Raw genomic sequence first — 15,297 nt, forward strand, 5'->3', positions numbered from 1 at the left:
GTTGAGGCTCTCGCGTAGTCTAGAAGTATGGAGTTGAGCACTATAGAACCAGCAATCGCTTTGAGCCCCTTAGACGGGCGTTACCGACCGCAGACCGCGCCACTAGTGGACTTTCTCAGTGAAGCCGGTCTCAACCGTGAGCGCGTCGCTATAGAGGTTGAGTGGATGATCCTCTTGACCAACGGCTATGAGAGCAATGGATTCCGGCCGGTTTTGCCCGGATTGGAACCTCTGCGTGAGCCCCAGATAGACTACTTACGCTCTCTGGTGTCTGATTTTGACAATACGTCAATCGCACAACTCGCTGAGTTCGAAGCTCATACACACCATGATGTTAAGGCCGTGGAATATTTCATTGACCGACGTATGGAAGAGGCAGATGAACAGCTGTCTCGAGACCCATCGTTGACTCATCTCGAAGCCCTCGTTCACTTTGGCTGCACCAGCGAAGACATTAACAATATCGCTTACGCTCGGGCAGTCAAGGCAGCGATAGAACGCGTGTGGATTCCCCGCTTGCAGGAGCTAGTAAACGAGCTCACTACAATGTCTCAGGAGTTCCGCTCCATTCCCATGCTCGCCATGACCCACGGTCAGCCAGCTACGCCCACCACACTCGGCAAAGAATTAGCCGTCTACGTGTACCGCCTGAACCGCCAGCTCAAGCACTTGGAGCAGCAGGAATACCTCGGTAAGTGGAACGGCGCAACCGGTACTTTTGGAGCCAGTCTTGCCGCTAACGATCAGGTGAATTGGATTGAGCTTTCTCGCTTGTTTGTGAGCGAGCGCATGGGATTGGACTGGAACCCCTTAACCACACAGATTGAATCTCACGATTGGCAGGCCGAGCTCTACTCCACTATCGCTCACACCAACCGGATTCTTCATAATCTAGCCGTTGACATGTGGATGTATATTTCTCGCGGTGTCTTTGCCCAAGTACCGGTGACGGGTGCCACTGGCTCTTCGACGATGCCCCACAAGGTCAACCCGATCCGTTTTGAAAATGCGGAAGCTAACTTGGAAATGTCGTGCGCCATTTTGGAAAGCCTAGCCTCAACTCTCGTGGAAAGCCGCTGGCAGCGAGACTTGACCGACTCTTCTACCCAGCGCAACATCGGTTCTGGCATAGGCCACAGCCTGCTCGCTATCGACAATCTCCTGACCGGTTTGAGGGGCATCCATCCCAACACGCTAGCCATGTCCCAAGAGTTGGAAGGTAACTGGGAAGTCTTAGGAGAGCCCATCCAAACCGCCATGCGCGCCGCTGCTTTGGAAAACCGCCCCGGAATGGAACACCCCTACGAGCAAGTGAAAGAGCTGATGCGCGGTAAAGCCATCAGCAAGGAGCAGGTTGAGGAGTTCATTCGTTCGCTTGCGCTCGATCCCGAAGTTAAGGAACGACTTGCCCAGCTCACTCCCGCCACATACACGGGCTTGGCCGACAAGTTGGTAGATTTCGAGGCCTAATGAGCGAGAACAAAGGCACTAGCGGGAAGCAGTCCGCCCACATTGTTGACACCCCTCCCCAAAGGGTGCACGACCTCAACGATTTAATCCGTGCAGTCGTTAGCATCCTCGTTGTGGTGGCGGTGACCTTAATAGCAGTGTATTTACGCGGAGTCGCCTCCGGTGTGGAGTCAGACGTTCACAATGCCGGGCGCAAGATGGATTGGCTGGCCGACGTACCTACAGCCTTCCTTCAGCAGGTGGTCACCGTCACGGTGGTCATTGCGGTACTGGCTCATTTACTCTTCAGCAAAGAGTGGCTCCAGTCCATCACCGCTCCCCTAGCTATGTTTTGCGGATATAGCGCCCTGTGGCTCACCTCTACCTTGGTGATCCGCTCCCAATCAGCGGCACTAATTAGTGCTTTTAGCTCGCAGTCAACTATCGGCACTTCTGTACTGCTGCCGGACATATACGCCGGCATGGCCGCTTTCCTGACCGCAGCGGGGCCTAGAAGGGTGCGTTCAACCGTCAAATGGGGCTGGAATGCCCTGTACGTAGTAGCGCTCATTATGGTGGTCATCTCGGCCAATTCCATCAGCGCGGTATTAGTTTCTTTCTTCATCGGGCGAGCTATCGGCATGCTCATCCGCTTCGCTGCAGGCACCCAAAATAAGGGAGTCTGGGGCGCTGCACTAGCCCACGCTCTAGAATCGATAGGCATTGATCCTATTCGCCTGAACCGGGTCGAAACAGCTACTAGCAATAGCAACTCCTTCGCACCCACCCTTGATGACGATTTAATCGAGTCATCTCGCATCTACCAGGCTCAGAGCCGAACGGGCGCCTCCTACACTGTTTCCGTGCTCGACGGCCAGCTGCATACTGCCGGCTATCTCATGCAACTATGGCAGTGGATTAAGCTTTCGGGCGTTTCCATGCGCCACGACCGCTCTGTGCGCGATTCAGCCCAGCATCACATGGCTATGCTGCTTGAGCTCAAAGAGCTCGGTTTACCCGCCATGCACCCTTATGGCTTGGCTGAAAATGGTGAATCCTTAATCTTCGTGCTCTGCAACGACGAACACTTAGAGGCAGTCGGTTCAGAAGATATGAGCACGCAAGATGCTCAAGAACTCATGCACTACTTGAGCGTGGCCCACGAGCGCGGCTACACCCACCGTCGCATCACTCCCGACACCATTGCCCGCAACCAAAAAGGGCACATGGTCATTGCTGGATGGCACAACGGAGACAGCGCTTCATCCTCGGCCAATATTGCCTTAGACAAGGTCCAGCTTTTGGCCCTGTGCGCCTCCCGCCTTGGAGTTGCACCGACTATCGAAGTTGCCCAACAAGCATGGGGCAAGGAAAGTCTCGTTGCATTAATTCCCTTTATCCAAATGGTCGCTGTCCCTAAAACTACCCGTTTAGAGCCGCAGTGGACCAAGCAAACACTCAGCGACTTACGCGAGCAGGTCCGCGCTCTAGCGCCACCCGAGACGGCAGCGGTCTCCGCACAAGTGCCCCTCTCCCGTTTTAGTCTGCGCTCTTTCCTCGCCATTGCACTGCTTGTGGTTGCGGTTATCGTCGTCTTTACCCAGCTCAACATTCAGCAAGTCATCGAAGCGGTACGCAGCGCCAATCCTTGGATGGCTGCCTTGGCCTTCTTCTTTGGCTGCTTGGCCTGGGTCGGTTGTGCTATCACGCTTGGCATTTTCATCGACAAAGACAAGCGCCACCCGCTTTCCATTTTCATCTCCCAGGTAGCCTCTTCTTTCACATCCGTCTCCATGCCTGCTGGAGTAGGCCCCGCCTTTGTGAACCTGCAATACTTGCGTCGAACTGGCTATAACACTACGCTCGCGACAGCTATTATGAGCGCAGTGGTAGCTGTCCAGTTTGCTACCACGTTCCTCCTCCTCATCGTGATTGGGCTCTTTACCGGGCGCAATACGCTCTCTGGCATGATTCCTACTAATACGCTCGTAATTGTTATAGGAGTAGTAGCAATTGTGGCAGCACTGGCCATGGCCATTCCCTACACCCGCCACCTTCTCGTCGACAAGTTCCTGCCCATCGTCGCTTCCTACGCCCGGCAGCTGGCCGACATTCTGACCCAGCCCAAAAAACTACTGCTAGCAGCATTGGGCGCAGTGCTCCAATCCGTCGCCCTGGGCCTGAGCTTCTGGGCATCCCTAATGGCGTTTGGCTGGCATACAAACGTCTTCGAGACCACCTTCGTGTTCCTGCTAGCCAATACTTTAGGTTCAGCTGTGCCTACCCCCGGCGGTTTGGGAGCCATCGAAGCAGTGTTGTTCTCAGCTTTCCGCCTCGCAGGCGTACCTTCTGGTATCGCAATTTCGGGCACCCTCGTCTTCCGCGTGGTCACCTACTGGCTGCGTATTCCCCTGGGCGCTCTCGCTATGCGATGGCTAGGTAAACGCAATCTGGTGTAAGCCTATAGCGGCCTAAAGCGTCTGTATCTCTCCAATATTGGCCTAATAATGCCCATTTCTAGGTCATTTTTGCCGAAATTAGCGGATTTCGAGGAAAAAAGTCGGTAAAATCCGCATAAACACAGTATTCTTCGTCAATCTGCGCTAATATCAGACATGAACGTTGGGTTTCCCGGACTAAGCATGGGGAGCCCCATGAACAAGAAGGATACTTCTATGGCATACAACAAATCTGATCTGGTCTCGAAGATTGCTCAGAAGTCGAACCTGACCAAGGCTCAGGCTGAAGCAGCTGTCAACGCCTTCCAAGACGTCTTCGTCGAGGCCATGAAGTCCGGCGAGGGCCTCAAGCTCACCGGTCTGTTCTCTGCCGAGCGCGTCAAGCGTGCTGCCCGCACTGGCCGCAATCCCCGCACCGGTGAGACCATCAAGATTCCAGCATCCTACGGTGTCCGTATCTCCGCAGGCTCACTGCTGAAGAAGGCTGTGTCCAACAAGTAAGCTCTTTGTTTACTCACAAAAGCGCCCGGAACTCATGTACGAGTCCGGGCGCTTTTGTATGCCACTACCTGTTCAGTAGTGCACAGCTTAGCGTAAGTATTGAAAGAGATCCTCAGTGATGAGACCATTAGAAGCTACGAGGTCGTTGTTATGCTCCCAACTGACTGGCTCGCCGTTCCACTGGCTCAGTCTGCCTTGAGCCTCCCGGACCACGATAGCCCCAGCAGAGACCGCAGGAATATCCCAAGAGTGTAGCATGGGCTCGAAGTAGGCGTCGTAAGACCCGTCAGCCACCCTACACAGGTCGAGAGAGGTGGGCCCTACCCTTTTTATGTCTGCTGGCCTACCGGCCAACTGAGCAACCGTTTTGAGGGCCCGCTCCGATTCGCGTGGAAAGTATGACATGCCAAAGCTGACTACTGAGCCTTTGAGACTACTGGTAGTAGAAGGCATAATCTTCTCGCGCTTATCACCTACTGTTGTTCGTCGCACGCGAATAGCACCCTGGCCTTCCGCTGCCATGTAAGTCAGCCCCAGAACTGGAGAGTGAACTATGCCCAGAATGGGGCGCGGTTTGCCTGCTTGATCGACTTCGAAGAGAGATATGGTAATAGTCCACTCAGCCATGTTACGCACATAATTGATCGAACCGTCGATATGTCCCAAGCACCAATAGTGCCCGCCAGGTTTGCGGTCTGAACCTTCTTCTTCCCAGAAACCGTCACAGGGATCAGCTGCTTCGATTTTGGTACGACAGTAGCGAATAAGTCTATCGTCTATCTCAGACACAAAACGCGCATCACTATCGGCTTGCATCTGGTTTCGCAAGTCGTGAGGATTGATTTGATCTTGCAAGGCATGGCGGCCAGCCTCGACAGCGATATGGGCCGTCTGTATGGTCAAATCGCGCAACTCCATCTCGTCTACGACCTCTCTTATGGCTCGAGAATCTATACTCACAAGTTTCAGTACGAATACTATAGACGTGCTCGTATCAATATGAATCTATCTATATTACTCGCTCAACTAAAAATCGGCACTCAGCGTAAGACCTTACAACGTATACTACTCACTGCCCCCACAAACACAAGCGCTTTCGGGTTTATGCCTTTGCTTAGGGACTCTCATAGCAGAACCCAGCTTGCTAGTCGCAGTATGCTTGGTCGCTCAGCCGCGCGCCCCGTGCCCAATCAGCAGCTTTCATGGCTTTCTTACCGGCAGCCTTAACTTCCAAGAGTTCCAGAGGCTCAGTTTGCGTGCCCAGCCACACAGCCTTTTTGGTGGCCATCAGCTTTCCCGCTGCCAGCGATTGAGGAGGTTCATGCTCGGAGCTCGCAGCGCTTTGGGCCCGTAAAACATGCAAGAGAAGGCCTTCGCTGTCTGCTTGTTCGTGCAAGTAGCACCAAGCTCCAGGCTCTGGCGTGCAGGCGCGAATGTGACGGTCGGCCGCAAAAGCAGGCACGTCAAAACGAATATGAGCATCGCTACTGGTAATTTTTTGCGCAACCTCATACGCGCCTTGAGGCTGCGGCTGCGGATTTGCTCTGCCCTCAGCGACTGCTTCTAAGGCTGCGGCCAGCAGGTGAGAACCATCATGAGCCAACCTGTCGAGCAATTCTCCCGAGGTCTCATGCTCCCCTATTTCAACCGTTGATTGCGCCACGATAGGGCCTTCATCCATGCCCCGAGTCAGTTGGAAGACCGTAGCACCGCTCACTTGCTCACCCGACCAGATGGCCCGCTGAACCGGTGCGGCACCTCGCCACTGGGGCAGGAGTGAAAAATGCAGATTAAACCAACCCTGGTCGAGAGCGTCCAAAACAGGCTGTTTGAGAATGCGCCCGTAGGCCACCACGGCACCACAAGTGGCACCCGTAGCGCGAATCACCTCAGGAAAGTCATGCTCTGCTGGATTTGATTCTAAGACAGCAATGCCGCGTTCCTGAGCGAACTGTTTAACCGGGCTGGGCGTAAGCTTACGTCCCCTCCCCTGCGGCGCATCCGGGCGCGTGAGAACGGCCACCACTTGGAAGTGTTCAGGGTCTGAGGCCAAGAGCTCCAAAGCAGGTACGGCAGTGATTGGGGTGCCTGCAAATACAATCTTCAAAGGCTGGTTCATACTGCTCCTTAAATGTAACTCTTGCCCACTTCAGGCAAGCACTGATTATTCGGCTTCCGCTCCAGCTACTGCACTTGAGGTATGTCGATACCTGATTCGATAAGGGCGGTGCGCAAGCCGTACGGATCCTCATAGCGAATACCTCGGATACCTGCCGAGTTGGCGCCTAATATATTGACTCCTAAGTCATCCACGAATACCGCGCCATCCGCCTCAATATTGAACTCTTCTAAGGCTAGTTCATAGATGTCAGTATGCGGCTTGAGCTTGTGTGCGTAACCTGAAACTACCTTGCCTTGGAGCATGTGAAGAATCTCATAACGCTCCCAAACTAGCGGGAAAGTCTCGGCTGACCAGTTGGATAGGCCCCAAACGCCTATGCCGGCAGCTTTCAGGTCTTCAACTAGCTTGCGAGCGCCCACCATCGGCCCCGTCAGTGCATCGACCATATTGTCGCAGTAATACTGGAACATACTGGCCCAAGGTTCGCCGCGATGCTCACTCACCCAAGCAACCGCTTCTTCGCCACTATAGCCCTCGTTCATCATGTCGTTGGCGTTATAGAAGCCCGAAATATCGTTGTCCATCATCTGCTCGATGCTTTCAGACGAATACCGAGCCACAAAAACGGCGCGCGGATCCCAATCCACCAACACATTGCCGAAGTCGAAAATCACGTTGTATATGGGCTTGCCTTGGGCCGTCTCAGCTAGGTCTGTGGCCACTATTGTGTCGGCTGGAAGCTCGACTTCACCGGGGTAACCGTTCATACTACCTTCATTTCTATGTCTGGCAGACGGGTGCGCAGGCCGGCTTCATATCAAGGCTGGCGCAGCGCTTCTCTCTACTGCTCTATGCAAGCACGCTGCCTCGACGCTGCCTGCGACCATTAAGCTTGTATTTAACAAAATCAAGTGCGACAACAATAGTGCAAGCTGAGAAATTAAGTCAGGTCTTTGGGGTCCATGCAGAAACGCAACTCTCCTCGCCCTCGAGCCGCTACATAAGCTGATACTGCGCTCTGAAGTCTCGAAGCGAGCTCATCTCGTCGACCTAGTGGCACGCGCACGAGGGCCCGAACACGGTCACCAGTACCATCTAAGGGGCGGGCAGAGAGCGTGGATTCTGGAGCTATAGGTACCGGGCCTAACAAGCTGGGAATCTCATCATCAGCTAGAGCGATAGTGCCCATATCTCCACTCAGCCCAGCGCCTATCCGCTCCACGGTCCAATCCACAGCCTGTCTACTGCCCCAAATGCTTGCCAAAGCAGTGGAGGGAGGCAAACCAGTCTCGCTGCGGTCAGCTAATTCGTCGGCCGCCAGCAGATTAGCATGCCAAGTCATCACAGCCTGCACTAGGGCCGGATCGCTCTCACCTACAATCAGCGCTTGCCCGCCAGCTACGCGGGGCTTGCATAAAGCTACCACACGCATCCAGGCAGTAGCCATATCGAGCCGAGCATCCACTCCCTGGGCGTACAGAGAGGTCCATGCATCCAAGATAGCTACTGCCTGATAGGCACCATTTGAAGCTCCCTGAGGCTCTGCTTTGCTCGCGCTGGGCTGAATTTTTGGCTCAGCACCAAGCGTTGCAATCACCAATCGCGGTCGGTCGTCGATTCGTTCCACCACTCCCCTAGGTTGGAAAGGTGTAGAAATCATAATCGGCACACCCCTAAAGAGCATTTGCAACTCTTGGGCAGTGCCGGCAGCTCCAACTCGAATAGCCCGCATCCGCTCGCAACTACAGGAGGGACACTTCCAACCTACAGCTGCCCTGCCGCACCAAGAGCAGCGGGGAGCATGGCCCGGAGCAGCTGCGAGCAGAGGCCCTGTGCAACGCGGGCAACGGGCCTGACGGTGGCAGGAAGCACACGACAGAGATTGCGTCTGACCATCTTGGGGAATGGAGAGTAGCACGGGTCCTTCTTGCAGGGCCTTAGCAATGACGCTCACTGCAGTATGCGGCACTCGAGCGCCGATGGCGGGATCGACCAAACGAGCTAGTTCCTCGCGATTGAGCCAGCGCACCCAAGGCAGGCTCTTTGACACTGCACCGGCAGCTGGTTCGAGAGCAAGGGCAGGCCCAGTCACGCCCGAAGCCACTTCGAGCGCTTGCGGCGTGCACTCCCATTGGGAACGGGCCGAGCGAGCGTGGCCGAAAGTCACAAAGCAGCCTTGATGGAGCTTGGCCCGCAGGCGCAAGACCGCACGAGCATTGGCGTAGGGCATCATGCCGTCTGCATATTGGTATGCGGCATCATCCATAATGGCAAAGAGGGCTGGCCCTTCGACCGGCGCATACATAGCCGCTCGCAATCCCAGCACGCAGCGGACTTGACCGGAGGCTAAGGCTAGATAAGAGCGATAGCGTTCTGCCGGCGGCATCGAGGAGCCAAGCACCACAAAATCACCAGTCCAACCAGCTTCACCGTTACCCACCGGCGCAAAGGGGTGCAGGCCTAGCTCTTGCAGTTTGCTTGCTAACGACATCATGTGCCGGGTATCTGGCAGGACTACCACTGCCGGTCGCTCAGCTTTCAAGCTATGCACAATCATCCAGGCAGCGGCTTGTTCGCGCGCGTCTGGTCCGGGCAGAGCGTCGAGCACAAAGGAGGCGAAGCCCTGCCTTACAAGCGCATCTTGTAAGGATGAGGATTGCCCATAACCAGCCTCAACTTGGGCATCTAAGGCGGCAAGCTGAGGCGCGTGCGCTTGTTGCCAAGCAGGATCGCACACGGGTAAGTATTCGCTTGATACGCTAGCCTGCTCACGGTCGATGCGAGCCACCCGCGGCGGCAATGCTAGACGCACAATGTTGGCACGAGTACCGCCAAAAGCCTGGGCTATAGCACTTATGTCTCGCCGGGTTGTATCGGAGATGAGCCGCTGGGGTGTTACGACGCGTTCGATATATTTAAGAGCAGTCTGCGGGGCTTGGCTCATTTCGGTCCGAGACCAGATGATGCCATTAACCTTCTGGTTACCGAAACGTACACGGACCAAAACTCCAGGCTGGGCAACTTTGTCGTCTTTGGAATCAACTAGGTAATCGAAGGTCTGCCCTAAATGGCTGGCCTGCACATCTAACACTACTTGGGCAATAGGTAGCTGCTCGCACTGCTCATGAGGGCGTTTACGGGAGACACGGCGGCGTGGTGGCGCTAGCCCGTCTAGCGCCAACTGCTCCGCTTCTGGTTGACTCAAAGCCCTCCTTCAGCGCTACTTATGCTTGGCTGATTGCTGCTTTCAATTCGTCTAATTTATTGGTCTGTTCCCAAGTGAAATCGGGATCTTTGCGGCCAAAGTGCCCGTATGCAGCAGTCTTGGCGTAAATAGGCCTCAGCAAATCGAGTTCATCGATAATAGCAGCTGGACGCAGGTCGAAGACTTGACGCACTGCCTCTTGAATCTGCTCGCGAGTCACGCCTTCTTCGCTACCGAATGTTTCTACGTTGACCGAGACTGGCTCTGCCACACCAATAGCGTAAGCTACCTGTACCTCGACCTTATGGGCCAAACCAGCGGCCACAATATTCTTAGCTACCCAACGGGCAGCATAAGCAGCAGAACGGTCGACCTTTGTGGGGTCTTTACCCGAGAAGGCACCGCCGCCATGATGGGCTGCACCGCCGTAAGTATCGACAATAATCTTGCGCCCAGTTAGGCCAGCATCTGCTGCAGGACCACCCAAAACGAATGAACCCGTGGGATTAACAAGTAGTCGATATTCGCTGTGTTCCACAGCTGAACCGCATACCTCGTCGAGAACCGGGTTAATCACTTCGCGGGCCAGCTGCTCTTCTAACCATTCACGGGTCACGTCTGGATCATGCTGGGTAGAAACAAGGACTGTGTCTACACGGCGAGGTTTATCGTTCTCGTCGTATTCAATAGTGACCTGAGTCTTGCCATCAGGACGCAGGTGAGGCACAATGCCCTCCTTGCGCACCTGAGCCAGACGATACGACAAGCGGTGTGCCAAATAAATAGGCAGAGGCATAAAGACATCAGTCTCGTCGCAGGCATAGCCAAACATAACGCCCTGGTCACCGGCTCCTTGAGCCTCATAGCGCTCTTCACGAGTGGCTGCACTCTCCTGTGCTCCCGAAAGTCTATCCACGCCTTGGTTAATCTCTGAAGACTGTTCACTTATGGCAACGGTGACGCCACAGGAGTCAGCATCCAAACCGATTTGCGAGCTGGTGTAGCCAATGCGCCTCAAGACTGAGCGCACCTGATGCTGGATGTCGGTATAACCCTGAGAACTCACCTCACCGAATACAAAGAAAATGCCAGTGGCAGCCGATGTTTCAACTGCTACGTGCGAGCGCGAATCTTGGGCAATTAAATCGTCCAAAATAGCGTCTGATATTTGATCGCAAACCTTGTCTGGATGGCCTTCGGTCACCGATTCAGCTGTAATTAACCGCCGTTCTGCCATATCTACCCCTACCGCTTCAAAGTGCGACCAGCTCGAGCTGGATTTCTTTACTTCCTATAGGAAATTTGCGCGCAGGCTTAGTTGCCTTCGCTCAAATCATCCTCACCCAAGGTCTCTTCCAAGAGCCCTTCGTTAATCTCGCGGAAGGCAATAGAAAGAGGCTTTTCTTGGTTTTGATACTCGACCAAAGGGCCAACGTTTTGCAGCAAGCCTTCGTTGAGCTGGGTAAAGTATGAGTTAATCTGACGAGCCCTCTTAGCTGCAAAAATAGAGAGCGCATACTGAGAATCTGCATGCTCCATAAGTTCGTCGACAGAGGGATTCGCGAATCCCTGCGGCTGCGGGTCAGTACCAAAAGATGCCATGAAACATTCTCTCCAAATCCGTGGAAGACTCTATCATTCAATCTACCCGATTCTACCGCCCTGCCTCGATTTTGCCAGTAGCTTGAGCCAATAAGCGTAAGCCAGAGCAAGACTAGAGCGCAATCTGGATCGCAGACACATGTGAGCTCAGCTTTGAAAACGTAGAGCGAGCAGCTTCACCTCAGTGTTTCAGTGAGTAGCTTGGCCGTCGGCATCGATACCGTATTCTTGGCATATAACCTGCCACAGCGCATCGGCCGCTGTATCGACCGTGTCGTTTACGATAACCACGTCAAACTCCGATTGGCTATCCATTTCGACTTTGGCAGTAGCCAAGCGCTTGAGTTTCTCGTCTTCACTTTCAGTTCCGCGGCCGTTAAGACGGTTGATTAAATCACCGAAACTCGGCGGCGCTAAAAAGACGTATACTACGTCTAGACCCATGCTGGGCGCGCACTGGCGGACCCGGTGAGCCCCCTGAAGGTCGATCTCTAAAATAGTAGGAATGCCCTGCTCCATGTGGTCCAAAACTGGCTGGAGAGGCGTACCGTAATGCGACATGCCATGAACCAGAGCAGTTTCTAAGAACTCGCCCTTTGATTCCTTTGCAGCAAATTCTTCCTCGCTCATAAACCAATAAGTCACGCCATCTCGCTCCCCCGGGCGTGCAGCCCTAGTGGTAGCTGAAACGGAAACCCATACTTGAGGGTGCAACTGACGCAAACGGGCTTCTACCGTGCCCTTCCCGACTGCTGTGGGGCCGGTAAGTACGATGAGCCTGCGCTTGCCCGAGGTAAGATCGTGAGCTGACTCGCAGACCCGCGATTGACTGGCAGATAGGGCACTGCCCGCGGTGCGCTCTTCCGCCGTCTGTTCTTGCCTGCTCATGCGCTCTGCTTCCCTCACTCTTCGTTTGCTCTTCTCGATTGTCGGCAGTAGATTCGTACTACCATCCGTCATCTCTTAAAGATATACAGTAACCCCACCCGTGGCTATTGTGCTGTTTGGCCCGTCGAACTGACTTAACAGTTATGGAAGGAACTTCTTCGTACGCTTCCCATATCTGAGTCTGAGGTTCTCTGATGAATCAACTAGCACTCCTCTGGCTTACTCGAAGAAGGCATCCAAGAGCAAGCCAGATGTGCTAGTTGCTACTGCTCGTCGTGCTGTGCTTGCGTATGCACTGCTTCCGCTTCCAAAGCCGAAAGTGGCTCAAAAGTCATACTATCTAGGGAGTTTTCTTCACTCTCTAGAGCAGTTGTGTCACCAGATGAGGAGGCAGCCTGCACGCCGTCTGCAGCTTGCACAGTATCGACTTCAGCAATGTCGCCCGTCTCTCCACTTGCTTCACGCTCAACTAAGTCAGCGATACGCTCTGCGGAGTCAGCGCGGGCAGCAACTTCTTGAGCTTCCTGCTCCCGTACTTGCAGGTCACTGTCAATTGCGCTCAGCAGACCGTGGATAAATGCAGGCGAATCAGATTCGCTGAGAACCTTGGCTAAGCTCAAGGCTTCGTCAATGGCGACCTTATTGGGCACCTCAGCGTTATCAAGCATTTCCCATACGGCAATACGCAAAATGTTACGATCGACTACAGCCATCCGATATACGGGCCAGCTGGTCGAATGCTCGTTGAGCAAGCCGTCAATCTCTTTGCGATGCTCGGCTACGCCTTTGACGATATCAATGGCATACTCTGGTAGCGGGGTTTGAGCACCGGGGTGCGCAATGCGCTCATCGAGCAGCGAAAGAAAATCTTGGCTCTTCTCGTCTGCCTCATAGAGGGTATTTAGCGCCCGCTTGCGAGCTGTGGAACGTGCCATCGAGTTGGGTTCACCCTACTTTCTTAGTTCTCGCGGCCCAGGTAGGAACCATCGCGCGTGTCGACCTTCACCTTTTCGCCTTCGCCCACGAAGAGCGGTACCTGAATCTCAGCACCAGTTTCGACAGTGGCTGGCTTGGTGCCGGCATTGGAACGGTTGCCTTGCAGACCAGGCTCAGTGTGGGTAATCTCGAGAACAACCGAAGCGGGCAGCTCAATCGAAAGTGGGGTGCCATCGTGGAAGGATATTATGCAGTCGGTGCCCTCAAGCAGGAAGTTTTCCTGAGATCCAACCAACGACTCAGGAATGTTTACCTGCTCGTAAGTTGACATATCCATGAAGACGAAGTTGTCGCCATCGCGGTAAGTGTATTGCATGGAACGGTTGTCGACGGTCTCGAATTCCATCTTCATGCCGGCATTGAAGGTACGCTCTACAATCTTGCCTGAGAGCACATCCTTAATGGTGGTGCGCACGAAAGCCGGTCCCTTACCGGGCTTCACATGCTGGAACTTAATTACGCTCCACAGCTTGCCGTCAATATTGATGACGGATCCGTTCTTAATATCGTTTGAAGTCTGCGCCACGGTTACCACCTTATTCTTCTGTACTTACGCAACTCTTATATCGGATTGCCTGTGCGAAACCCGATCGGGTCGCTGACACGTTTCTATCCTTGCTTATTATGCCACGGTAGGTGAACACCCGAGTAATACAACAGTGAAATACAATAAGGCCCCGGAGCGTATAGACACTCCGGGGCCTTATGCAAGCCTTACCGGCTATAGCACATAAGTGCTAGTGAACTACTCGATCACCTTGGTGACTCGACCTGAGCCGACCGTGTGGCCGCCTTCACGAACTGCGAAGGTCAGGCCTTCCTCCATTGCGACGGGCTGAATCAGCTCGACAGAGAAGGTGGCGTGGTCGCCAGGCTGAACCATCTCGACACCTTCCGGCAGGGTGATAACGCCGGTGACATCGGTGGTACGGAAGTAGAACTGAGGACGGTAGTTGGAGAAGAACGGCGAGTGGCGTCCACCCTCATCCTTAGTCAACACGTAGACTTCGCCCTCGAACTTGTGGTGAGGGGTCACGGAGCCGGGAGCAGCCACAACCTGGCCACGCTCAACGTCTTCACGGCCGATACCACGCATCAACAGACCAGTGTTATCGCCAGCCTCTGCCTCGTCCATCTGCTTGTGGAAAGTCTCGATGGAGGTGCAGGTGGTGGACTGGGTGTCACGGATACCAACGATTTCGACGCTGGAGTTGACGGCGAGCTTGCCGCGCTCCACACGACCGGTAACCACGGTGCCACGGCCGGAGATGGTGAAAACATCCTCGACAGGCATCAGGAAGGGCTTGTCCAGATCGTGGACAGGAGTAGGAATGTACTCGTCGACCTGGTTCATCAGTTCCTTGACGGTCTCGACCCACTTGTCGTGATCGGGAGCATCGTCGTGCAGTGCACCGTAAGCAGAAGTACGAATGACTGGGCACTCGCGGTCGAAACCGTTCTCGTCCAGCAAATCGCGAACTTCTTCTTCAACGAGCTCGATGAGCTCGTCGTCCTCGACCATGTCGCACTTGTTCAGGGCAACGAGGATCTTCGGCACGCCTACCTGGCGAGCGAGCAGAACGTGCTCGCGAGTCTGAGCCATAGGGCCATCGGTTGCAGCTACCACGAGGATAGCGCCGTCCATCTGGGCAGCACCGGTGATCATGTTCTTCACGAAGTCGGCGTGGCCTGGGCAATCGACGTGAGCATAGTGACGCTTCTCAGTCTGATACTCAATGTGAGCGATGTTGATCGTGATACCACGATCCTTCTCCTCAGGAGCAGCATCAATCTGGTCGAAATCGTACTCGGGGTTGATGTCCGGGTACTCATCGTGCAGCACCTTGGAGATGGCGGCGGTCAGGGTGGTCTTACCGTGATCGACGTGGCCGATGGTGCCAATGTTAACGTGCGGCTTAGTCCGCTCGTACTTTTCCTTTGCCATTGTGTTTGTCCTCCTGGACGTCTCGTAGTTTGTTTGTGCGAACCACGCACAAGACACTCGCTACATATTACTGGGTAATTGGGATCTTCGCCACTTATGCCCTCCGCCCAGTCAGCGTTAGAAAGTCTAA

General features: G+C 54.4%; 13 protein-coding genes. 3 read left to right on the plus strand and 10 right to left on the minus strand.

What is annotated here, in order from left to right:
• Positions 1–27: 27 nt before the first annotated feature.
• From purB to R8377_RS05220, 3 genes are all read left to right on the plus strand, one after another.
• Complete coding sequence (gene purB, locus R8377_RS05210; protein ID WP_317642442.1) at positions 28–1,470, plus strand: adenylosuccinate lyase; 1,443 nt, start codon at positions 28–30, stop codon at positions 1,468–1,470.
• Positions 1,470–3,908, plus strand: a complete 2,439-nt coding sequence (locus R8377_RS05215) for a lysylphosphatidylglycerol synthase transmembrane domain-containing protein (protein WP_317642443.1) — start codon at positions 1,470–1,472, stop codon at positions 3,906–3,908. The genes purB and R8377_RS05215 overlap by 1 nt, the downstream gene beginning before the upstream one ends.
• Positions 3,909–4,124: 216 nt before the next feature.
• The gene (locus R8377_RS05220; RefSeq protein ID WP_033503744.1) at positions 4,125–4,409 is read left to right on the plus strand and encodes an HU family DNA-binding protein; all 285 of its coding nucleotides are present in this window, start codon (positions 4,125–4,127) and stop codon (positions 4,407–4,409) included.
• Between the two features lie 87 nt (positions 4,410–4,496).
• Here R8377_RS05220 and R8377_RS05225 read toward each other — a convergent pair whose 3' ends face one another.
• From R8377_RS05225 to tuf, 10 genes are all read right to left on the minus strand, one after another.
• A complete protein-coding gene (locus R8377_RS05225) occupies positions 4,497–5,327 on the minus strand; it encodes an inositol monophosphatase family protein (protein ID WP_317643718.1) in 831 nt (276 codons plus the stop codon).
• Positions 5,328–5,553: 226 nt separating this feature from the next.
• Positions 5,554–6,528 (minus strand): methionyl-tRNA formyltransferase, encoded by a 975-nt coding sequence (gene fmt, locus R8377_RS05230; protein ID WP_317642444.1) that lies wholly within the window; start codon positions 6,526–6,528, stop codon positions 5,554–5,556.
• Between the two features lie 65 nt (positions 6,529–6,593).
• Positions 6,594–7,298, minus strand: coding sequence for an HAD family hydrolase (locus R8377_RS05235; RefSeq protein ID WP_317642445.1), 705 nt, complete (start codon positions 7,296–7,298; stop codon positions 6,594–6,596).
• A gap of 173 nt (positions 7,299–7,471) precedes the next feature.
• Positions 7,472–9,736 carry a primosomal protein N' family DNA-binding protein gene (locus R8377_RS05240; RefSeq protein ID WP_317642446.1) on the minus strand — a complete coding sequence of 755 codons (2,265 nt, stop codon included), beginning with the start codon at positions 9,734–9,736 and terminating at the stop codon, positions 7,472–7,474.
• Between the two features lie 19 nt (positions 9,737–9,755).
• Positions 9,756–10,973: a methionine adenosyltransferase gene (metK, locus tag R8377_RS05245; protein ID WP_317642447.1), complete on the minus strand. Its 1,218-nt coding sequence runs from the start codon at positions 10,971–10,973 to the stop codon at positions 9,756–9,758.
• A gap of 77 nt (positions 10,974–11,050) precedes the next feature.
• A complete protein-coding gene (rpoZ, locus tag R8377_RS05250) occupies positions 11,051–11,338 on the minus strand; it encodes a DNA-directed RNA polymerase subunit omega (protein WP_317642448.1) in 288 nt (95 codons plus the stop codon).
• A gap of 189 nt (positions 11,339–11,527) precedes the next feature.
• Complete coding sequence (gene gmk / locus R8377_RS05255; protein ID WP_317642449.1) at positions 11,528–12,226, minus strand: guanylate kinase; 699 nt, start codon at positions 12,224–12,226, stop codon at positions 11,528–11,530.
• Between the two features lie 263 nt (positions 12,227–12,489).
• Entirely contained in the window at positions 12,490–13,161 is a 672-nt protein-coding gene (gene nusB / locus R8377_RS05260) for a transcription antitermination factor NusB (RefSeq protein ID WP_317642450.1), read from the minus strand.
• Between the two features lie 23 nt (positions 13,162–13,184).
• Entirely contained in the window at positions 13,185–13,748 is a 564-nt protein-coding gene (gene efp, locus R8377_RS05265; protein WP_317642451.1) for an elongation factor P, read from the minus strand.
• Between the two features lie 219 nt (positions 13,749–13,967).
• Entirely contained in the window at positions 13,968–15,167 is a 1,200-nt protein-coding gene (tuf, locus tag R8377_RS05270) for an elongation factor Tu (protein ID WP_317642452.1), read from the minus strand.
• Positions 15,168–15,297 lie beyond the last annotated feature (130 nt).

Source organism: Bombiscardovia apis (assembly GCF_033095945.1).
Taxonomy (GTDB): Bacteria; Actinomycetota; Actinomycetes; order Actinomycetales; family Bifidobacteriaceae; genus Bombiscardovia; species Bombiscardovia apis.

What these genes read in the sequence shown, in the direction of transcription:
- nusB (WP_317642450.1), bottom strand. Translation starts at nt 13,161, where the DNA reads ATGGCACGTTCCACAGCTCGCAAGCGGGCGCTAAATACCCTCTATGAG.
- rpoZ (WP_317642448.1), bottom strand. Translation starts at nt 11,338, where the DNA reads ATGGCATCTTTTGGTACTGACCCGCAGCCGCAGGGATTCGCGAATCCC.
- R8377_RS05225 (WP_317643718.1), bottom strand. Translation starts at nt 5,327, where the DNA reads ATGGAGTTGCGCGATTTGACCATACAGACGGCCCATATCGCTGTCGAG.
- tuf (WP_317642452.1), bottom strand. Translation starts at nt 15,167, where the DNA reads ATGGCAAAGGAAAAGTACGAGCGGACTAAGCCGCACGTTAACATTGGC.
- R8377_RS05215 (WP_317642443.1), top strand. Translation starts at nt 1,470, where the DNA reads ATGAGCGAGAACAAAGGCACTAGCGGGAAGCAGTCCGCCCACATTGTT.
- purB (WP_317642442.1), top strand. Translation starts at nt 28, where the DNA reads ATGGAGTTGAGCACTATAGAACCAGCAATCGCTTTGAGCCCCTTAGAC.
- gmk (WP_317642449.1), bottom strand. Translation starts at nt 12,226, where the DNA reads ATGAGCAGGCAAGAACAGACGGCGGAAGAGCGCACCGCGGGCAGTGCC.
- metK (WP_317642447.1), bottom strand. Translation starts at nt 10,973, where the DNA reads ATGGCAGAACGGCGGTTAATTACAGCTGAATCGGTGACCGAAGGCCAT.
- R8377_RS05220 (WP_033503744.1), top strand. Translation starts at nt 4,125, where the DNA reads ATGGCATACAACAAATCTGATCTGGTCTCGAAGATTGCTCAGAAGTCG.
- R8377_RS05235 (WP_317642445.1), bottom strand. Translation starts at nt 7,298, where the DNA reads ATGAACGGTTACCCCGGTGAAGTCGAGCTTCCAGCCGACACAATAGTG.
- fmt (WP_317642444.1), bottom strand. Translation starts at nt 6,528, where the DNA reads ATGAACCAGCCTTTGAAGATTGTATTTGCAGGCACCCCAATCACTGCC.